The 19,139-nt window shown below is 69.3% G+C and carries 16 protein-coding genes and 1 other RNA gene; 6 read left to right on the top strand and 11 right to left on the bottom strand.

The window, feature by feature from the left end:
• Nucleotides 1-5 precede the first annotated feature (5 nt).
• From RAH40_RS06710 to ffs, 3 genes are all read right to left on the bottom strand, one after another.
• The gene (locus RAH40_RS06710; protein WP_373432570.1) at nucleotides 6-995 is read right to left on the bottom strand and encodes a branched-chain amino acid ABC transporter permease; all 990 of its coding nucleotides are present in this window, start codon (nucleotides 993-995) and stop codon (nucleotides 6-8) included.
• A 171-nt stretch (nucleotides 996-1,166) separates the two neighbouring features.
• Nucleotides 1,167-2,354 carry a branched-chain amino acid ABC transporter substrate-binding protein gene (locus tag RAH40_RS06715; protein WP_306601320.1) on the bottom strand — a complete coding sequence of 396 codons (1,188 nt, stop codon included), beginning with the start codon at nucleotides 2,352-2,354 and terminating at the stop codon, nucleotides 1,167-1,169.
• Nucleotides 2,355-2,480: 126 nt separating this feature from the next.
• An RNA gene (gene ffs / locus RAH40_RS06720) (signal recognition particle sRNA small type) lies at nucleotides 2,481-2,576 on the bottom strand.
• 266 nt (nucleotides 2,577-2,842) lie between these two features.
• On the opposite strand from ffs, the gene RAH40_RS06725 reads away from it, so the two are divergent.
• Complete coding sequence (locus RAH40_RS06725; protein ID WP_306601321.1) at nucleotides 2,843-6,241, top strand: adenosylcobalamin-dependent ribonucleoside-diphosphate reductase; 3,399 nt, start codon at nucleotides 2,843-2,845, stop codon at nucleotides 6,239-6,241.
• A gap of 261 nt (nucleotides 6,242-6,502) precedes the next feature.
• Nucleotides 6,503-7,012 (top strand): hypothetical protein, encoded by a 510-nt coding sequence (locus RAH40_RS06730; RefSeq protein WP_306601322.1) that lies wholly within the window; start codon nucleotides 6,503-6,505, stop codon nucleotides 7,010-7,012.
• On the opposite strand, the gene RAH40_RS06735 is transcribed toward RAH40_RS06730, so the two are convergent.
• The 3 genes from RAH40_RS06735 to RAH40_RS06745 form a co-directional block, all read right to left on the bottom strand.
• The gene (locus RAH40_RS06735) at nucleotides 7,002-7,523 is read right to left on the bottom strand and encodes a GNAT family N-acetyltransferase (RefSeq protein ID WP_306601323.1); all 522 of its coding nucleotides are present in this window, start codon (nucleotides 7,521-7,523) and stop codon (nucleotides 7,002-7,004) included. The genes RAH40_RS06730 and RAH40_RS06735 overlap by 11 nt on opposite strands.
• 25 nt (nucleotides 7,524-7,548) lie before the next feature.
• Complete coding sequence (locus RAH40_RS06740) at nucleotides 7,549-8,688, bottom strand: Ldh family oxidoreductase (RefSeq protein WP_306601324.1); 1,140 nt, start codon at nucleotides 8,686-8,688, stop codon at nucleotides 7,549-7,551.
• A gap of 70 nt (nucleotides 8,689-8,758) precedes the next feature.
• Nucleotides 8,759-10,006 (bottom strand): VCBS repeat-containing protein, encoded by a 1,248-nt coding sequence (locus RAH40_RS06745; protein WP_306601325.1) that lies wholly within the window; start codon nucleotides 10,004-10,006, stop codon nucleotides 8,759-8,761.
• A 272-nt stretch (nucleotides 10,007-10,278) separates the two neighbouring features.
• Between RAH40_RS06745 and cutA the strand changes: the two genes are divergently transcribed.
• Nucleotides 10,279-10,605, top strand: coding sequence for a divalent-cation tolerance protein CutA (gene cutA, locus RAH40_RS06750; protein WP_306602286.1), 327 nt, complete (start codon nucleotides 10,279-10,281; stop codon nucleotides 10,603-10,605).
• Nucleotides 10,606-10,629: 24 nt separating this feature from the next.
• Complete coding sequence (glpX, locus tag RAH40_RS06755) at nucleotides 10,630-11,598, top strand: class II fructose-bisphosphatase (RefSeq protein ID WP_306601326.1); 969 nt, start codon at nucleotides 10,630-10,632, stop codon at nucleotides 11,596-11,598.
• Nucleotides 11,599-11,607: 9 nt separating this feature from the next.
• Here the strand turns inward: glpX and RAH40_RS06760 are convergent, their stop codons facing one another.
• From RAH40_RS06760 to RAH40_RS06775, 4 genes are read right to left on the bottom strand one after another with little or no spacing between them, the layout of a single operon-like run.
• Nucleotides 11,608-12,054: a hypothetical protein gene (locus RAH40_RS06760; protein ID WP_306601327.1), complete on the bottom strand. Its 447-nt coding sequence runs from the start codon at nucleotides 12,052-12,054 to the stop codon at nucleotides 11,608-11,610.
• Between the two features lie 60 nt (nucleotides 12,055-12,114).
• Entirely contained in the window at nucleotides 12,115-13,026 is a 912-nt protein-coding gene (locus tag RAH40_RS06765) for a divergent polysaccharide deacetylase family protein (RefSeq protein ID WP_306601328.1), read from the bottom strand.
• 4 nt (nucleotides 13,027-13,030) lie between these two features.
• Entirely contained in the window at nucleotides 13,031-14,329 is a 1,299-nt protein-coding gene (locus RAH40_RS06770; RefSeq protein WP_306601329.1) for a S41 family peptidase, read from the bottom strand.
• 3 nt (nucleotides 14,330-14,332) lie between these two features.
• The gene (locus RAH40_RS06775) at nucleotides 14,333-15,421 is read right to left on the bottom strand and encodes a glycosyltransferase (protein ID WP_306602287.1); all 1,089 of its coding nucleotides are present in this window, start codon (nucleotides 15,419-15,421) and stop codon (nucleotides 14,333-14,335) included.
• Between the two features lie 89 nt (nucleotides 15,422-15,510).
• Here RAH40_RS06775 and RAH40_RS06780 point away from each other — a divergent pair, with 89 nt between their 5' ends.
• Together RAH40_RS06780 and RAH40_RS06785 are read left to right on the top strand one after the other, a co-directional pair.
• Nucleotides 15,511-16,260 (top strand): electron transfer flavoprotein subunit beta/FixA family protein, encoded by a 750-nt coding sequence (locus RAH40_RS06780; protein WP_306601330.1) that lies wholly within the window; start codon nucleotides 15,511-15,513, stop codon nucleotides 16,258-16,260.
• 21 nt (nucleotides 16,261-16,281) lie between these two features.
• Nucleotides 16,282-17,244, top strand: coding sequence for an electron transfer flavoprotein subunit alpha/FixB family protein (locus RAH40_RS06785; RefSeq protein ID WP_306601331.1), 963 nt, complete (start codon nucleotides 16,282-16,284; stop codon nucleotides 17,242-17,244).
• Here the strand turns inward: RAH40_RS06785 and RAH40_RS06790 are convergent, their stop codons facing one another.
• Nucleotides 17,245-19,137 (bottom strand): pentapeptide repeat-containing protein, encoded by a 1,893-nt coding sequence (locus tag RAH40_RS06790; RefSeq protein WP_306601332.1) that lies wholly within the window; start codon nucleotides 19,135-19,137, stop codon nucleotides 17,245-17,247.
• Nucleotides 19,138-19,139: the final 2 nt, after the last annotated feature.

The raw sequence follows: 19,139 nt of genomic DNA on the forward strand, positions 1-19,139 counted from the left end.
GCCTCCTACGCCTTCTGGGCGACCTGCTCGCCGAGCAGGCCGTTGGGACGGAATACGATCACGAGGATCAGGATGACGAAGGCCAGCATGTCCTTGTACTCCGCCCCGAAGGTCCCCATCGTGTAGGTGCCCAGGTAGGCCCCGGCGAAGCTTTCGATCATGCCCAGGAACATGCCGCCCAGGAGGGCCCCGGTCAGGTTGCCGATGCCCCCCAGCACCGCCGCGGCGAAAGCCTTGATGCCCGGCATGAAGCCCACGAAGGGGTCGATGCGGGTGAACTTGAGGGCATAGAGCACGCCCGCGGCGCCGCCCAGGGCCCCGCCAACCAGGAAGGTGAGTGAAATCATCAAGTTGACATCGATGCCCATGAGCGCGGCGGTGTCCTTGTCCTGGGCCACGGCCCGGATCGCCTTGCCCACCTTGGTGGCGCCCACCAGGTAGTTCAGGGCCACCAGCATGACCATGGCCGCCACGATGACCACCACCGACTTGACCTGGATGTCGATCACCCGCGGGCCGAGGCGGAACAGCGTCAGGCGCGCGTCGAACACGCCGAAGGTGGGCATCACCCGGAAGAACTGGCCCGTGGTGAGGCTCTCGGTAAGGCGGATCAGGTCCTGCAGGGCGAAGGAGAGGCCGATGGCGGAGATCAGGGCCACCAGGGTGGGGGAATGGCGCAGGGGGCGGTAGGCCACCCGTTCCACCAGCACCGCCATGCCCCCCGAGGCCGCCATGCCGATCAGCAGGGCCAGGCCCAGGTAGAGGAACCCGCCGAGGGCCCCCGCCCGGGCCAGGAGCCCGGTGCCGTTCAGGGCGATGAGGGACTCGACCCCGCAGAAGGCGCCGATGGCGAAGATCTCGCTGTGGGCGAAGTTGATGAACTGGAGCACCCCGTAGACCATGGTGTAGCCCAGGGCGATGGCGGCGTACACGAAGCCGATGGTCACCCCGTCGATGAGCACCTGGGGCAGGCTGGACAGGGTGTAGCCCAGGATGCCCACCCCCTGGGTGGCCCGCAGGGCCAGATCGGCCCCGGTGCCCCGGCACAGCAGGGCCAGGAGCACCATGACCGCCGAGCACAGCGCGCCCGCCCCGGCCACGAACACCGCCATCTGGCCCAGCGGAAGGAGGATCTGGCGCAGCTTCGTCGGGCCCATGCGCCCTCGCTACTGGGGGGGGGCGATGGACAGGGTCTGGTCGATCCGGTTCGAGGGCCACCTGGCGGGCTCGGCGGACGTGACCTGGATGACGAAGTACTTGCCCGCCACCAGGTCGCCCTTGCCGTTGAAGGTCAGGTCGCCGGTGATGCCCTTGAAGCCCTTCAGGGCCCGCACGGCGGAGGAGACTTCGGACCGGGAGGGCAGCTTGCCGCCGTTGGCGTTGACGGCGTTCTCGATGCCCTTGAGGAGGAGGGCGGCGCAGTCGTAGGACTGGGCGGCGTTGGGCTGGGGCAGGTTGCCGAACCGGGCCTTGAAGTCGGCGATGAACCGGGCCGTGCCGGGATAGGCCCCGGCCGGCCCCGACACGGTGGAGAAATACGTCCCGGCGCCCTGGAGCAGGGCCTCGCCGGCGATCTTGGCGGCGTCGGAGGAATCGAAGCCGTCGTCGGAAAGGCACATGCCCTTGTAGCCCTTCTGCCGGGCCTGCTTGAAGAGCACGGCGCCCTGGTCGAACATGCCGCCGAAGTAGAGGCACTCCGGGCGGGCCGCGATGATGGGGGAGAGGATGGCGTCGAAGTTGGCCTTCTCCTCCGTGCCGTTGAACCCGACCACCTTCATGCCCAGGCTCTCGGCCTCCTTCCGGAAGTATTCGGCGATGCCCTGGCCGTAGGCGGTCTTGTCATGGAGGACGTAGATGACCTTGATGCCCTTGGCCTGGGCGAACCGGGCGCCCACCGCGCCCTGCACGTCGTCCCGGCCGCAGACGCGGTTGATCTCGGGGTAGCCGCGGTCGGTCACCTTGGGGTTGGTGTTGGCGGGCGACACGTTGCAGAGGCCGGCGGCGTGGTACTCCTCGGAGGAGGGCAGCTGGACCCCGGAATTGTAGTGGCCCACCACTCCCAGCACCGCCGGGTCCGAGACGATCGCCTTGGCATTGGCCACGCCCGTGTCCGGATTGGCCTGGTCGTCGAAGGAGGCCAGCTCCACCTTGTAGCCCAGCTTCGTCAGGGGGCCGTTCAGCTGCTCCACCGCCAGCTGGGCCCCGCCCTTGATGTCGCTGCCGATGACGGAAATGGCGCCCGACAGGGGACTCTGGGTGGCGATCTTGATGGTTTTGCTTTCTTTATCGCAGCCGATGGCCAGCAGCAGACCGAGCGCGGCGAAGGGCGTGAGCGGGAACCAAGGTCTGCGCATGGTACCTCCTCCAGGGAACTCCGGCATCCGGGGCCGGTCCGATGCCGGCCAGGGTGGATCTGATAATTCCCTACAGGATTACTGGGACTCCCCGACCAGGGGAAGGGTTTTCTCAAAAGTACATGCAAGGGCCGGGCTTGCCACGGCACTCGGGGGAACGACTTAGGGCTGCTTCTTCCGATCTGACCCGGTTCATCGCACCCCGATGCATGGGGCCCGGCTTGATTCCATCGTAGCCTGACGCGGCCCCGGGGCATAGCCCGGGCTGGACCGGAGGGGCCGGGGAGGCCCGTTGGATAATCACTTTGATTTTTATGGCTCTTTTCCAAAGGCGAAAAAAAGGGGGCGGCTCCCCCTTGACGCCCCAAGATCTTGGGGTGATTCTTTCTACCCAGCACAACCCCTTGATGTCGAACCTGGTAGCAAGCTGGATAGGCCGCGTGAAATGGGCCATTTCAACGAAGCTCGAGCCCAACCCTGAGGATCTTATGCAAATTTCCCGCTCCTTCACCAAATCCGGCCAGGATCCGCTCGCGGGAATCCCCTTCGTAGGCCGTACCAGCCGGATCACCAAGCTGGACGGAACGGTCGTGTTCGAGGCCAAGGACGTGATGGTCCCCGAGAGCTGGTCCCAGGTGGCGGTGGACATCCTGGCCCAGAAGTATTTCCGCCGCAAGGGCATCGACGCGGCCAACGGCGGGGAGAAGGACGCCCGGCAGGTGTTCCACAGGCTGGCGGGCTGCTGGCGCCACTGGGGCGAGGAACACGGCTACTTCGACACCCCTGCGGACGCCCAGGCGTTCTATGACGAGCTGGTCTACATGCTCGCCAACCAGATGTGCGCCCCCAACAGCCCCCAGTGGTTCAACACGGGCCTCCACTACGCCTACGGCATCGCCGGCCCCGCCCAGGGCCACAGCTACGTGGATCCGCTCACCGGGGCCATGTGCCAGTCCACCTCCGCCTACGAGCGCCCGCAGCCCCATGCGTGCTTCATCCAGAGCGTCGAGGACGACCTGGTGAATCCCGGCGGGATCATGGACCTGTGGACCCGCGAGGCCCGGATCTTCAAGTACGGCAGCGGCACCGGCACCAACTTCTCCAAGGTCCGCGGCGCCACCGAGAACCTCTCGGGGGGCGGCTGCTCCTCGGGCCTCATGTCCTTCCTGGCGGTGGGCGACCGCGCCGCGGGCGCCATCAAGTCCGGCGGCACCACCCGCCGCGCCGCCAAGATGGTCTGCCTGGACCTGGACCACCCCGACGTGGAGGCCTTCATCGACTGGAAGGTCACCGAGGAGCGCAAGGTCGCCATGATGGCCGCCGGCAGCATCGTCCTGGGCCGCACCTGGAACGCGCTGTGCGAGGCCGTGGAGGGCTCCACCACCCGCGACGCCGATCCCCGCACCAACGAGAAGCTGCGCAAGGCCCTGGCCCGGGCCAAGGGGGAGGGCGTGGCCTCGGCCTTCCTCTCCCAGTCCATGAGCCGCCTCGCCCAGGGCGACTTCGCCCGGGACCTCAAGACCTACGACACGGGCTGGGACGGCGAGGCCTACGCCACGGTCGGCGGCATGAACTCCAACAACTCCGTGCGGGTCCCCGACCAGTTCATGCGCGCCCTGGAGAAGGACGGCGACTGGTACCTGGAGCGCCGCACCGACGGCAAGGTCCACAAGACCCTCAAGGCCCGCGACCTCTGGGCCAAGGTGAACTACGCCGCCTGGGCCTGCGCGGACCCCGGCATCCAGTTCGACACCACCATCAACGACTGGCACACCTGCCCTTCCGACGGCCCCATCAACGCCAGCAACCCCTGCTCGGAATACATGTTCCTGGACGACACCGCCTGCAACCTGGCGTCCCTGAACCTCTGCAGCTTCCTCACCCCCGACGGCGGGTTCGACCTGGCCGGGTACCGCCACGCCATCCGCCTCTGGACCATCGTGCTGGAGATCTCGGTCCTGATGGCCCAGTTCCCCTCCGAGCGCATCGCCCAGCTCTCCTATGACTTCCGCACCCTGGGCCTGGGCTACGCCAACCTGGGCGCCATGCTGATGCGCCTGGGCATCCCCTACGACAGCGAGGCCGGCATCCAGTGGTGCGCCGCGCTCACAGCCATCCTCACCGGCGACGCCTATGCCGCCAGCGCCGAGATGGCCGGGCAGCTGGGGCCCTTCGCGGGCTACCAGCTCAACCGCGAGGCCATGCTCCGCGTGATCCGCAACCACCGCCGGGCCGCCTACGACGCCCCCGCGTCGGAATACGAGCAGCTCTCCATCACGCCCCAGGGCCTCAAGGGGAACCTGCTGCCCAAGTCCATCCTGGACGCCTCCCGGGACAGCTGGGACCGCGCGCTGGCGCTGGGCGAGGCCCACGGCTTCCGCAACGCCCAGGTGACGGTGCTGGCTCCCACCGGGACCATCGGCCTGCTCATGGACTGCGACACCACCGGCGTCGAGCCGGACTTCGCCCTGGTCAAGTTCAAGAAGCTGGCCGGCGGCGGCTACTTCAAGCTCGTGAACCGCGCCATCCCCGAGGCCATGATGCGCCTGGGCTACAACCCCTCCCAGATCCGCGACATCGAGCGGCACGTGGTGGGCTGGCTGGAGATCACCGACGAGACCCCGGGCATCACCCGGAGCCGGCTGCTGGCCAAGGGCTGGACCGTCGAGGAGCTCAAGGCCATCGAGGACAAGCTCCCCACCGCCTTCGACCCCGCCTACGTGATCCCCGTGGACCGCCTGAAGAAGGACTTCGGGGAGGAGGACGCCCAGACCTTCCTGGACGCCCTGGCCGGCACCATGACGGTGGAGGGCGCCCCCCACCTCAAGGACGAGCACCTGCCCATCTTCGACTGCGCGAACCGCTGCGGCCGCAAGGGCCAGCGCTTCATCGCCCCCATGGGCCACATCCGCATGATGGGCGCCGCCCAGCCCTTCCTCAGCGGCGCCATCAGCAAGACCATCAACCTCCCCGCCGAAGCCACGGTGGAGGAGGTGGGCGCGATCTACAAGGCCTCCTGGCAGTACATGCTCAAGGCGGTCGCCCTCTACCGGGACGGCTCCAAGATGAGCCAGGCCATCGCCACCAACCTCGACCTCCTGGAGGGCATCGACACCCTCGTGGACGACGAGGCCCCCAAGGCCGAGAAGGTCCATGCCCTGAGCCAGGCCCTGGCCAGCCAGGTGGTGCGCACCTACCGCAAGAAGCTTCCCAACCGGCGCGGCGGCTACACCCAGGCCGCCACCATCGGCGGCACCAAGCTCTACCTCCGCACCGGCGAATACGAGGACGGGACCCTCGGAGAGATCTTCCTCGACATCCACCGCGAGGGCGCCGGGTTCCGGGCCGTGCTCAACTGCTTCGCCATCGCGGTGAGCATGGGCCTGCAGCACGGCGTGCCCCTGGAGGAGTTCTGCGAGGCCTTCCTCTTCACCCGCTTCGAGCCCAACGGCATGGTCCAGGGCAGCGACACGGTGAAGTTCTCCACCAGCCTGATCGATTTCGTGTTCCGGGAGCTGGCCATCAGCTACCTGGGCCGCTACGAGCTGGCCCAGGTGGAGCCCGAGCAGCTCATGCAGATGACCGGCGGGAACGGCAACCACAAGCCCGAGAGCCAGGCCCTGGCCTCGGCCGCCATCGGCGGCATGACCCCCCTGTTCCCGGAGTCCGAGACCGCCCCCGCGCCCCAGCCCGCCCCCGCCATGGCCGCCCACGGCCACCCGGCCCCCGGCGCCGCCAAGCCCGCCACCACGCCTTCCGCCTTCATGTCGGCGCGGCAGAAGGGCTACACCGGCGACCCCTGTCCCGAGTGCGGCCACCTGACCCTGGTGCGCAACGGCGCCTGCCTGAAGTGCCAGACCTGCGGCGCCACAACAGGCTGCAGTTAAATCCCTTCCGCTTTCCTCGGCGAACCTCGGCCCCTCGGCCGCCTCGGCGATGCAATTCCGTTCTCAAGCCTTGCGGCGCATAGACAAAATGCGCCGCGGGATCCAGGAAACAGACTGCATCGCCGAGGTGGCCGAGGGGCCGAGGTTCGCCGAGAAAAGCCCAAAAAATACGGGATGACCACCCTCAGGTCGCTGGCCAGGATCCGGTGCGGCAGGTGCAGGCCCCTCCCCGCCGGCCCCGCATCATGATCAAATAGGCGCATGCCAAAATCATTGGGTTGCGGGCTTCTGCTCCTGGTCCTCCTGTGGCTGCCCCTGGTGGCGGCCATCTGGCTCTGGGTCGATCACGCCCGGATGAAGGCGGCCGGCATCGACCCTCCGGAGGAGCCCGGCTGGCCCTGGAATGCCGTCCTCGTGGCCATCCGCGGGGGAATTCTGGGCCTCCTGGGGCCCGTTGCCATCCAGCGCGGACTGGCGGGCGCAGCCGCGGGCTCCTTCTACTGGCGCCACGCGGCGGAGAACGTGGCCATCGGGGCCATCCTGGGCCTCCTGCTGCTCCTCCTCCAGAAGAACCTGGTCCGGCGGGAGTTCACGGCCCTGGAACTGGCCACGGCCCGAGGGATGGCCATCCTCTTCATCCTCTTCCTCGTGAGGACCCAACGGCTCCTGCCGTCCCTGGGCGCCTCCGTTTCGGGGGGGTGCGTCGCCTGCCTTCTGTATGCGGTGGAGTTGGGAGTCGCGCGGGTCCTTGGGCGGGAACCTACTGGATGACCACGCTCAGGTCGCTGGCCAGGATCCGGTGCGGCAGGTGCAGGCCCTCCCGGATCTTCACGCTGCCCGCCAGGTCCTTGAAGCCCCAACGCTTGTAGAACCGCAGCGCCCTGGGGTTGCCCTCGAAGGCCTCCAGCCACACGCCCCGGGTCCCCTTGGCCCTCGCGTCGTCCAGGAACGCGGTCATCAGGGCGTCGGAGACCCCCTGCCCCATCCACGGGGCGGGCACGTACAGCCTCGAAAGCTCCAGGTGGGGCTTGGCCAGGCCCTCCACGGGGCACGGATCCGCGGAGAGGGCCAGGTAGCCCCGCCAGCCCTCCTCGCCCACCGCGATCCAGGTGCCGTTGCGGATGAGGCCCTCCATCACGGGCGTGGTGAAGGCCTTGGAGCACAGGAGGTCCAGGGCCTCCTCGGGGAAGAGGTAGCCGAAGGACTCCCGGAAGCAGGCTTCCGCGAACTGTCCCAGGGCGTGGCCTTCATGGAGTTCCGCTTTCCTGACGGTGAAGGTCATGGCCGCCCTCCTTCGATTTTGAGACTCAGGCGTCCCAGGGGAAATGGTAGGGCAGATCATACCACTTCCTCAAGGTCTCCATGTCCTTTCTCAGGGCGGCGCCCACCGGGCAGCCCTTCTCCTTCCGGATCTGCCAGGCGAGGTGCTCCTTCTCGCCCGCGGTGAAGATGTGCTCCTCGCCCGGGGCCTTCCGGCTCGCCCGCAGCTCCCGCATGATGTTGCCTGCGATCTCCTTGAACCGCGCCAGCTCGATGAACTCCTCGATGTCGACGGCCATGAAGAAGTGCCCGATGGGAATGGGGACCTTCTTCCCGTTCTCGTCCAGGCCGTTGAGCAGCTTGAGGTAGGCGCCGTCCTGCAGGGCCGCGCTGAGCACTTCCACGACGGTGGCGTAGCCGTACCCCTTGAAGCCCGCCATCTCCTCGCCGATGCCGCCCAGGGGGGTCAGGGCGGCCTTGCCCAGGGTCAGGTCCACCAGCACCTGGGCCGTGTCGGTGCGCGTGCGGCCCTCCTCGTCGATGACCCAGCCGGGCACCAGGTCCTTGCCCATGCGGGCGTAGCTCTCGATCTTGCCCCGCTGGGTGACGGACGTGGCGCAGTCGAGGATGAAGGGGAAGTCCTCGTCCGTGGGGAAGCCGATGGTCAGCGGATTGGTGCCCAGCATGTTCTCCACGCCGAAGGTGGGGGCGATGGAGGGGCGGGCGTTGGTGCCGGTGATGCCGATCATCCCCGCCTGCGCGGCCATGGAGGCGTAGTAGCCGGCGATGCCGTAGTGGGTGGAGTTCCGCACGGCGGTCATGCCCATGCCGTGGGCCCTGGCCTTGGCGATGGTGGTCTCCATGGCCTGCCTGGCCACCACGTGGCCCATGCCGTTCTGCCCGTCCAGGACCGTGACGGTCTTGCGGTCCCGCACCACCTTCACGCGCGTGACGGGGTCCAGGATGCCGTCCCGGATGCGGTCGATGTAGATGGGCTTGAGCCGCCCGATGCCGTGGGAATCGATGCCGCGCCGGTCGGATTCGATGAGGACGTCGGCGATGACGGCCGCGTCCGGACCGGGGACGCCGGCGGCGGCGAGGGCGTCCCGCATGAACCCCTCGAGGTAGGTGAAATCAAGCCAGACGCAGTCCTGGTACTGGTTCGGATACGCTTCGACCCACTTCATGGAGGATCCTTTCAAGAGGGGATGGTGCCATGTTGGACGGTTCGGCCCGGTGGCACAAGCCCCAAAGGATCTATTGGCGGTACTGGGCGGGAGGCCCGAAGACCCCGGGCCGGCCGGTGATCTGGAACCGCACGAAGAGGGCGCCGTCCCCGATCACCAGGTCCTTCAGGCCGTCCCCGTCGATGTCGGCGATGGCGACGGAGCCGGGCCCCTGGACGCCGCCGTAGCGCACGGCCGGCTTGAAGGTGCCGCCCGCGGCGGGGTCCTGGATCAGCACGGCGACGCTGCCGGGGTAGCCGGGCAGGCCCGCGTTCGCCACCACGAGGTCGGGGCGCCCGTCGCCGTCCAGGTCGCCCACGGCCACGGAGGAGGCGTACGAATCGCCGGTGTCGTAGGTCACCGCCGCCTGGAAGGTGCCCGCCTGGGCGCCCTGGAGGAGGACGCTGACGCCCTGGGTGGTGGGGGCGAGACCGGTGCCGTTGTTGGCCACCACGAGGTCGGGACGGCCGTCGCCGTCCAGGTCGGCGACCGCCACCGCCACGGGTCGGGTGCCCACGCCGTAGTCCACGTGCGGAAGGAAGGTGCCGGGGTGGGCGGGGTCCTGCAGGAGCACGGAGACGAGGTTGCCGGACGTGGTGGCCACGATGTCCGGGAGCCCGTCGCCGTTGACGTCGGCGACGGCGGCAGCCGTGGGCTCCCCGCCCACCGCCAGGGCCACGGGGGCGGCGAAGGTCCCGCCCGGGGCCTGCTGGGTGAACAGGAGCAGGGTGCTGGCGCCGTCGGCGGCCACCACCACGTCGGGGAAGGTGTCCCCGTCCAGGTCGCCCACGGCCGCCGCCTGCGGGTTGCGCGCGCCCACCGGCAGGGCCACGGGGGCCTTGAAGCCGCCGGGTGCCGCCGGATCCGGGAACAGGACCGAGACGGTGTTGGCCGCGCGGGTGCTCAGGGCCAGCTGGCGGTTCACCACCACCACGCCGGGGTTGCCCGAAGGCGAGAGCCGGGCCGCCACGAGGAAGGCCGGGTTGTCGCCGGCGGAGGTCTGGACGGGATCCCTGTAGGTGCCGGGGCTTGCGGGGTCCTGGAGGCGGGCCGAGACCCACCCGGAGGCGTTGACGCCCCCGCCCTCGTAGTGGACGGCGTCCACGATGTCCACCCGGCCGTCCCCGTCCAGGTCGGCCACGGCGACCCAGGTTGCGGGATAGGTCGGGGTGCCCACCCGGTAGTAGTGGTCGTCCCCCGAGCAGGAGAGCTGGATGGCCGCGAGCCCCGCCAGGAGAGGCGCGCTCCACAGGAGTCGGTTCATCGGATGGCTGCCCATGATGGATCCTCCGGAACGGGTGTCGGGAAAACGACGGAATGATCTCCCGCTGATGCAGGTTAGACGATTCCCATCCTGGAACCGTTGACGCGGGTGGAGCCCTTTTTTTCGACCTACATCGTTTCACGATGCTTCATCCCCTCCAGGCCGGAACGGTCCAACCCCAACCGATAGGAAATAATCATTTCCATGAGACTTCCCTTGGGATGGCGTCCCAAGCCGTGGCAAACTCGACTCTCAGGCCACGAACCGGCCCGGAGTCCTGATTGGCCATGATCAATGCCGTGACGATCTTCACCACCTGTGGCAGCGAAGAGACAGCCCTCACCATTGCCGCCGCGGTCGTGGACCAGGGGTATGCCGCCTGCGTCAATATCCTTCCTTCAATAAAAAGCTATTACTACTACAAGGGCGGCACCCACCTCGACGAGGAGGTGATGCTGATGATCAAGACCAGCCGCGACCGGTACGACGCGGTGGCCCAGGTCATCACCGAACTCCACACCTACGAGATTCCGGAGATCCTCATGGTCCCGGTCGAAGCATGCTCGGACAGTTTCCTCGAGTGGATCGAGGAATCGGTCTCCCGCGAAGGCTGATCACCTCACAACCTGGAGCCCATCATGGAAATGTCCCTCAGCGGAGAGTTTCTCAGCGTCGTGGAACAGGCCGCGATAGCCTGCGCCGTGAGCATCGGCAACGGCAACCGCAAGCACAGCGACTGGCTGGCCGTGGAGTCCATGCGCAAGAGCATGGAGCACCTGCCCATCGACGGCACCATCGTCATCGGCGAAGGCGAACGGGATGAAGCGCCGATGCTCTACGTGGGCGAGAAGCTCGGCCTGGGCATGGGCCACCCCGCCGTCGACATCGCCGTGGACCCCCTGGAAGGCACCAACCTCTGCGCCACCGGCGCCCCCAATGCCATCACCGTGCTGGCCGCCTCCGAGAAGGGCGGGCTGCTCCACGCCCCCGACCTCTACATGCAGAAGCTCTGCGTGGGCCCCGCGTCCAAGGGCAAGGTCCACCTGGACGCCACCCCCGCCGAGAACCTCAAGGCCATCGCCCTGGCCCTCCACCGCAAGGTGAGCGAGCTCACCGTGGTGGTGCTGGACCGGCCCCGGCACGACGACCTCATCGAGGCCATCCGCACCGCCGGCGCGCGCATCCAGCTCATCGGCGACGGCGACCTCTCCGCCGCCATCTCCGCCGCGGTCTCCGGCACGGGCATCCACGCCGTCATGGGCATCGGCGGCGCCCCCGAGGGCGTCATCTCCGCGGCTGCCCTCAAGTGCCTCGGCGGCGAGATCCAGGGCCGCCTCGTGGTGGACACGAACACCGCCAGCAGGGAGAAGGCCGAGGCCATGGGCGTCGACTTCAACCGCATCTACTTCACCGACGACCTGGCCCCCGGCGAGCACATCGTCTTCGCGGCCTGCGGCGTCACCCGCGGCAACCTCCTGGACGGCGTCCACACCTTCGGCGACGGCGTGCGCACCGCGAGCCTGATCCTGAACCGCCACCCCCGGCGGGTGCGCTTCATCGACACGGTCCACGTGAACGAGGGCGAGGACATCACGGTCCGGTTCTAGCCGTGCCCCCTACCTGAACCTGCACCAGAGCGTACCCTGCCGTCCACGCCAGGAACCGTAGACGCAAAGGTTGCCATCGTCCTGCAGGATCATGAATGGATTATCGATAATGCGTGGGGAATCGGATTGCCAGATGAGCCTCTTGCTGGGCTTCATCTCATACAGGCAGAGGTTTCCATCCTTTTGCATTTCAAGGTTGTAGACCGGCTCGAGGGAGGTTCCGCCGCCGCCGGCGGCCCACACGACATGCTTTTCGGTTCCAACGATGCGCTCGATGCATAGAACACCGAAGGGCCTGATGGTGAGCTCGAATATTTTGTTCCGAGAATACATCACCTGCCCGCTGCTCATGATTCCAGGTGATTTCAGGACATTCCCGAGGTTGGCGGCCTGCGCGGTCGCACTGGCGAGGAGAAGCAGGGCTGAAAATGCGCATCGGATTGGGCTGACCCGCATGGGTGGCTCCTGATAAATTAATTAAATAATTTATACAGACTCCACCCGCCGTCAAGGGTGCTACCGCGCCAAATCTCCGGCCCGCACGAACTGCACCCTCCCCTTCGCAGCCGGGATGAGCTTTTCTAGGGCCTCCACCGTCTCCGGGTAGATGTGCCCGATGATCACGGCGTGACCCTCCTTGGCCGCGATGCCCAGGGCCCGCTCCCACTGCTTCTTCATCTCCGCGAAGCTCTTGTCGTCGTCCAGGAAGACCTTGCGCTGGACGGTGGGCACGGACAGCTCCCGGGCCACGTCATAGGCCACGGATTCCTTCTCGGTGCGGCTGTCCACGAAGAAGCACTTCTTCGCCCGGATCTCCTCCAGGATCCACCGCATGCGGGTGCGGTCGGGGGTGATGCGCGAGCCCATGTGGTTGTTCACGCCCTTGCGCCAGGGGACGTCGGCCAGGGCCTTGCGCACCCGGGCCCGCAGGTCGGGCTCCTTGAGGTCGAACATCACGGCCTCGGGGCCGGGGTCCTTGCCGGGGGCCGGGTAGCCCACGGGCTCCATGGGGAGGTGGAGCATCACCTCCTTGCCGCGTTCGTGGGCGATGTCGGCGCTGGCGCGGGTGTGCTCCTGGTAGGGCAGGACCGCCACGGAGAGGGGCACGGGCTGGGCGCACAGGCGCGTGACCAGCTCGGTGGGAGCGTAGCCCAGGTCGTCGATGACCACCGCCAGCTTCGGCAGGGCCGACTTCGGCTCGGGCGCGGGAGCGGGCGTTGGCGCGGGCGGGACCGGTTCGGGCTTGCGGGGCTTGGGCTTGGGGGCGGGCTTGGGCGGAGCCTTCTCCTCGTCCCCGGGAAGGCGGCCCTTCTTCGAGCAGGACTGGGAGGTGAACAGGGCGCCGATTCCCAGGCCCAGCGCGAACATGAGCACGGCCAACGCGGCCAGGCGGGGCGTGGAGGCTCGGCCCCCGCGTCGGGTCGCCACGGGCCTAGGCCGGTTCCCGGTCCGCCGGGACCCTTCGCAGCAGCCCGGACACCAGCACCGGGTCGCGCCGGTTCTGCCGCGGGATGTTCAGCTGGGCGGCCTTGGCCTTCTCCTCCAGGATCTCAAGGATCCGCGGGATGGGGTCCTCCTCCGGCTTCAGGTTCTTGAAGACGTGATCGGGGATGACGCCGGCCTGGACGGCGTCCCCGGGGTGCGCGGGGTCGGTCCGGGCCTTCATGGCGGCGGGCTTCTCGCCGCCCACGCCCAGGAACTCGCCGCCGGCGCCCAGCCAGCGCTTGTTCACGACTTCCGCGGCGCCGCCCTGGCGCAGGGGGAAGCGGGTGCGTTCCACGCCCAGCCCCATGGTGCGCTCGCCGAAGACGGGCACGGACTGCTTCTTGAGGGCCGAGGACAGGGCCTCGGCGGCGCCGCAGGTCCAGGGGCCCTGGAGCACGGCCACCTTGGCGAAGGTCGGCAGGCCGGCGGGAATGACGGCCACGGCGACGGGGGCCTTGCCCGTCTCCTGCACGGTGGCCAGCGGTCCGGCGCCCGCCAGGAGGCCCGCCACCAGGGCGGCCTCGTTGAGGCTGCCGCCGTTGCAGCGGCGCAGGTCCAGGATGAGGGGCAGCTTGTGGTCCAGTTCCTTCAGCAGGGCCTGGAGTTCGACCGCCCGGCCGGGGGTCAGGTCCTCCATGCCGATGAGGGTGGCCTTGGCCTCCTTGCGCACGAATGCGGGGGGACGGGCGACCAGCTCGCGCTTGACGGAGATCTTCTTCAGCTCGCCGTTGGCGGCCGCATAGCGCAGGAGGGCGACCTCGGAACCCGGCGTCCCGCGCAGCCTGCGCTCCAGGGTCCAACTGCTCATGGGACCGATGGAATCGCCGTCCACCTTGCGGATCACGTCCCCGGGCTGGAAGCCGGCCTTGGCGGCGGGACTGCCGGCGGTCACGCCCATGACCTGGGCGTAGATCTGGCGCTTGAGCACCTGGATCCCGATGGAGCCGGCCCCGGGATCGGGAAGGCGCAGGTCCTCGGGGGTGAGGTAGGAGTTCAGGGGATGGGCCCGTTCCAGGGCGGCCTGGATGCCGCCGGTGATGACCTTCTCCATGTCCGGGGGATCGACGTAGTTGTCCTTGATGAGGGACAGCACGTCCTGGATGTCGGAGAGGCCGGCCAGGGGATCGGTGCTGGCGGGCTTGACCTCCTTGCGCGGCGCTTCCTGCACCGGGTGGAAGACCACCGGGTAGGTGAACATCGCCACCATGGGGAGAGTCAGGAGGGAGAGCCAGGTGCGCTGGTGCATCCCCTAGTGTAGGCTCCTTTGCATCCTGGACGCGAGATCATCCAGGCAGATGTCCACCGCCCGGTTGGGTTCGGCGCGGGACAGTCCGGCCAGCACGGCGGGATCCCCCATGAGCCGGGCCGCCTCCTCCGCCAGGTGCAGGTGCATCCCGGGCCCCTGGAGCACGACCCGGGCGCGGCCCTCGGCCTCCATGGCCCGGGCGTTGCCCACCTGGTGGTCGCCGGCGCTGCCCGGCATGGGCACGATGACGGCCGGGCGACCCGCGGCCTTGAGCTCGGCGCAGGTGCTGGCCCCGGCCCGGGTCACCACGAGGCTGGCGGCCTCCAGCTGGCGGTCCATGAACTCCAGGAAGGGCGCCAGCTTGTGCCGGGGATGCCGGTCCAGGGCGGCCAGGTCCGCGAAGGGCCCCGGGCCGGTCTGGTGGAGGAGGTCCCACTGGGGAAACCGCTCCAGGAGCCCGGGAGCCGCCAGGAACACCGCCTCGTTGAGGGCCCGGGCCCCGCCGCTGCCCCCCAGCACCAGGAGCCGGTAGGGCGGACGCTGGGCCGACAGGGGCTGGAACTCCCGCAGGAAGGCCTCCCGCACCGGCGTCCCAGCCAGGACGCACCGGGCCCCGGAGAGGCCGCCGCGGGCCTCCTCCATGCCGCACCAGACGCCGTCGGCCCCCTTTGCCAGGGTCTTCACCAGCAGCCCGGGGCTCGCGTTGGACTCGTGGAGGAAGTAGGGGATGCCCAGGCTCCGCGCGGCCAGGAGGGCCGGGCCGGCCCCGTAGCCGCCGGTCCCCACCACCGCCCAGGGGCGATGCACCTTCCAGGTGTTGACCAGGATCCGCCAGGCCCGGAAGAGCTTCCAGGCCGCGCGCAGGGTCCTCAGGGGCGAGCGCCCCACGAAGCCCTCCACGTCCAGCAGCTCGAAGGGCCAGGGGCCCGGGGGCAGGAGCCGCGCCTCGATGCCCCGGGTGGCCCCCACGAAGGCGATGGGCCGGTCCCAGCGGGCCCGGGCCCCCTCGGCCAGGGCCACGGCGGGGAAGAAGTGCCCCCCCGTCCCGCCCCCTGTGAACACGAGGCTGTCGGCATACATGCGTCCGGTCATGGGCACGAGGATACCATTTGGCGATTCCCTGGTAGTATTTAGGACTAGGCCGTACCGAAAGGGCGGCTCCCTTTTTTTCGGGAGATCGAATGAAGATTCTTGTGGCCCTGAAGCAGGTGCCCGACACCGAGACCAAGATCAAGGTGGCTGCGGACGGAAGATCCCTCGACGGCGGCGACGTCAAGTGGATCACCAGCCCCTACGACGAGTACGCCCTGGAGGAGGCCCTGCGCCTCAAGGAAACCGCCGCCGCCGAAGTGACCGCCGTCTCCGTGGGCGGGGACAAGGCCAAGGACATCCTGCGCAACGCGCTGGCCCTGGGCGCCGACCAGGCCGTGCTGGTCAAGTCCGCCGAGACCGGGGACCCCCTGGCCGTGGCCCGGACCCTGGCCGCCTTCGCCGAAGGCAAGGGCTTCGACCTGATCCTGCTGGGCAACAAGGGCTTCGGCGGCGACAACGCCTCCGTGGGCCCCATGCTGGCCGAGCTCCTGGGCGTGGCCCAGGCCAACGTCGTGACGAAGCTGGAACTGGCCGAGGGCCGCTTCAAGGCCGAGCGCGAAGGGGACGCGGACAGCGAGGTGCTGGAAGGCTCCCTGCCGGCCGTGGTCACCGCCCAGCGCGGCCTCAACGAGCCCCGCTACGCCAACCTCAAGGGCATCATGGCCGCCAAGAAGAAGACCATCGAGGAAGTCGACGCCGCCCCCGTGGCCCCCGCGGTCACCACCGTCACCCTCGCCCTGCCCCCCTCCCGCCCCGAAGGCCGGAAGCTGGAAGGGGACGCCGCCGCCCAGGCCGCGGCGCTCCTGGGTCTCCTGCGCGACGAAGCCAAGGTCCTGTAAACCACCCATTCCGAGGTCGAGATGATTCTAGTTTTCTGTGAGACGAAGGATGGGAAGATCCGCAAGCCTTCCCTCGAGGCCCTCAGCGAGGCCCGGAAGCTGGCCGATGCCGCGGGCAAGGGCCTGGGCGCCCTGTTCGTGGGCGCCACGAGCGCCGGAGCCGAGGAGGCCGCCCAGTACGGCGCGGACGTGATCGTGAAGATCGAGGACCCGAGCCTCGCCGCCTATTCCAGCGACGGGTACGCCCAGGCCATCGCCGACGCCGTGAAGGCCAAGGGCGCCACCGCGCTCCTGGCCGCCGCGACCTCCTGCGGCCGCGACGTGGCCCCCCGGGCCGCCGCGCGCCTCGGGGCGGGCTACGCCTCGGACATCACCGGCCTGGCCATGGAGGAGGGCCGCCTCCTGGTGACCCGCCCCGTCTACGCCGGCAAGGCCTTGGCCACCACCCGCTTCGAGACCCCCGTGCAGGTGGCCACCACCCGCCCCAACGTCTTCTCCCTGGCGCCCTGCGCCAAGGCGGGCACCGTGGAGACCCTCCCCGCCCCAGGCGGCGGCTTCCTGGCCGTGGTGAAGGAGATCCTCACCAAGGGCGCGGGCCACGTGGACATCGCGGAGGCCGACGTGATCGTGGCCGGCGGCCGCGGCATGAAGGACGGCGCCAACTTCAAGCTCCTCGAGGAGCTGGCCGAGGCCCTGGGCGGCGTGGTCGGCGCGAGCCGGGCCGCGGTGGACGCGGGCTGGGGCCTGCCCCACAGCATGCAGATCGGCCAGACCGGCAAGGTCGTGAGCCCGACCCTCTACATCGCCTGCGGCATCAGCGGCGCCATCCAGCACGTGGCGGGCATGTCGGGCTCCAAGGTCATCGTGGCCATCAACAAGGACCCCGAGGCCCCCATCTTCAAGCTGGCCACCTACGGCATCGTGGGCGACCTGTTCGAGGTGGTGCCCGAACTGACCAAGGCCGCCAGGGCCCTGGCGAAATAGCTACCGCGTGGGGTAGGCTCCGATCACGTCGTGCTCGAAGTGCTCCCCGTTGAAGTGCCGCAGCGTCCTCACCACGAAGCGCCCCGTGGGCACCTCGCTTCCGAAGCGGGTGCCCACGTCCGCTTTTTCGCAGAACGTGAGGAAGTGGCCTTCCGCGTCGGTGACCCGCACCCGGCCGATGGCGCCGGCGTTCTCCATGCCCTCGGCGATCAGCGCGGCCAGGGCCGCGGGCGTGCCGTATTCCGGCGCGAACTGGCTCTTGTCCGGGCACGACCCGTATCCGTGCTTGGCCAGGATGCTCCGCAGGGCCCCCCAGGAGAGGTTCACGTCCAGGGCCGCGAGCCGGTCCTGGGGCCCCGCCGGGATGGGGGCTGACTTCACCTCCTCCTGGGGCGCGGGGGCCGGCTCGGTCCATGCCCGGTAGCGCTCTTCCGCCGCCAGCACCCGGGCGCCGTGGCGCTCGCGGCGCCCGGCGTCCGTGAGGGGCTTGCGCCGCTCCACCCGGGGCGGCGCGTAGACCGCGACGTCCCATCCGCCGCCTGGAGAAGCCTTCTTCTCCTCCCCGAGGGGCGGCACCGCCAGGACGGACCCGATGAGGCGCTCGCCTTCCACCGTGAAGAACATCCGGCCACCCGGGCCCCGCACCAGTTCCGAGGCGCGGAAGCCCTCGGGAAGCGGAAATTCGACCGGCTCGCCTCCGGGCTTGAGGCGGCCCAGGCTGGACCTTCCCCGCTGCGTGAACCACACGGCCCCCTCCGCGTCCAGGGCCAGGTCCCAGGGCATGCGGGGGCCTCCCCCGGGGGGAAGCTTGGTGAAGGTCACGGCCCGGGTGTCCTCGTCGAAGCAGCCGATCCCCTCCTGGGAACCCGTCAGGGTGAACCACACCGTGTTTCCCGCTCCCCGCACGAGGCGGTCGGCGCGGCAGCCCGCGGGCAGGTCGATGGCGATGCCGCCCCTGCCGCCCACCTTCACGACCCGGATATCCGTGCGCTCCGGCCCCGCGAGGAAGACCCCGGTTCCGGCGGCGTTCATCGTGGCCACCGCCGCGGGGCCGATGCCGGGAAGCGTTCCGAGGGAGTCCACCCTGAATTTGCCGTCGTAGGCGTGGAAGTGGAGCGCCCCGCCGGATATGGAAACCAGCACGTCCCCGCCGGGTCCGGCGGTGATGGCGACGGGTTCCATCCCCGGCTCCGCGGCAAGGGTGTGGCAGAAGCCCCGGGCGGACCTGGGCCCGGGACTCAGGTCGGCGAGGAGGAGCCACGCGTTCCGCCGGTCCCCGAACACCCAGAGGCGGTCCAGGGAGTCCTTGGCGAGCCCTTTCACCGCCTGGTCCTCCCCCAGGATCCGGAGCCCGTACTGGACGCCCGTGGGCGACAGGTGCCGCAAGGCCGAGCCTTCCAGCCAGAACACCTCGCCCCAGGGCGAGGCCACGAGAAACCGGGGCGCCTCCTCTCCGCCGGTGTGGAAGAAGCGCAGGGCTCCGGTCTTCTCCGGCCCGCCGGCGGGTTCGAAGAAGGGATGCAGCTGGGCCCCGGCGAGGTCCAGCCCGGTCGCGCCGGAGATGTCGGCCTGGAACAGGCGGGTTCCCTTCAGGCTGGCGCCGGTCAGGGTCGCATTGCGGAAGGTGGCGCCCGTGCAGTCCGCTCCGTCCAGGCGGGCCCCGGTGAGGTCGCGGCCGGCGAAATCGGCCCCCCTCAGATCGGCGTTCTCCAGGCGGGCCCCAGGCCCTGCCAGGCGTCCGTTGACCCGTTTCGAGCGGGTGGTGATCCCCGTCCCCAGGGCCCCCACGCTGCCGGGCGGGAGGCCGGACGGAAGCGAATAGATGCGCTCCTGGGCGCCCAGGGCGAGGGAGCCCAGGAGCAGGCCAAGGGCCACGGGAAGGGTCGCGTGCATGG

Source organism: Geothrix sp. 21YS21S-2, from assembly GCF_030846775.1.
Taxonomy (GTDB): Bacteria; Acidobacteriota; Holophagae; order Holophagales; family Holophagaceae; genus Mesoterricola.

Bases quoted from the DNA above. Each gene is read 5' to 3' on its own strand.
- RAH40_RS06785 (WP_306601331.1), top strand. From the start codon at position 16,282: ATGATTCTAGTTTTCTGTGAGACGAAGGATGGGAAGATCCGCAAGCCT.
- RAH40_RS06735 (WP_306601323.1), bottom strand. From the start codon at position 7,523: ATGACCTTCACCGTCAGGAAAGCGGAACTCCATGAAGGCCACGCCCTG.
- RAH40_RS06775 (WP_306602287.1), bottom strand. From the start codon at position 15,421: ATGACCGGACGCATGTATGCCGACAGCCTCGTGTTCACAGGGGGCGGG.
- RAH40_RS06730 (WP_306601322.1), top strand. From the start codon at position 6,503: ATGCCAAAATCATTGGGTTGCGGGCTTCTGCTCCTGGTCCTCCTGTGG.
- RAH40_RS06780 (WP_306601330.1), top strand. From the start codon at position 15,511: ATGAAGATTCTTGTGGCCCTGAAGCAGGTGCCCGACACCGAGACCAAG.
- RAH40_RS06715 (WP_306601320.1), bottom strand. From the start codon at position 2,354: ATGCGCAGACCTTGGTTCCCGCTCACGCCCTTCGCCGCGCTCGGTCTG.
- RAH40_RS06790 (WP_306601332.1), bottom strand. From the start codon at position 19,137: ATGCACGCGACCCTTCCCGTGGCCCTTGGCCTGCTCCTGGGCTCCCTC.
- cutA (WP_306602286.1), top strand. From the start codon at position 10,279: ATGATCAATGCCGTGACGATCTTCACCACCTGTGGCAGCGAAGAGACA.
- RAH40_RS06740 (WP_306601324.1), bottom strand. From the start codon at position 8,688: ATGAAGTGGGTCGAAGCGTATCCGAACCAGTACCAGGACTGCGTCTGG.
- glpX (WP_306601326.1), top strand. From the start codon at position 10,630: ATGGAAATGTCCCTCAGCGGAGAGTTTCTCAGCGTCGTGGAACAGGCC.
- RAH40_RS06760 (WP_306601327.1), bottom strand. From the start codon at position 12,054: ATGCGGGTCAGCCCAATCCGATGCGCATTTTCAGCCCTGCTTCTCCTC.
- RAH40_RS06725 (WP_306601321.1), top strand. From the start codon at position 2,843: ATGCAAATTTCCCGCTCCTTCACCAAATCCGGCCAGGATCCGCTCGCG.
- RAH40_RS06770 (WP_306601329.1), bottom strand. From the start codon at position 14,329: ATGCACCAGCGCACCTGGCTCTCCCTCCTGACTCTCCCCATGGTGGCG.
- RAH40_RS06745 (WP_306601325.1), bottom strand. From the start codon at position 10,006: ATGGGCAGCCATCCGATGAACCGACTCCTGTGGAGCGCGCCTCTCCTG.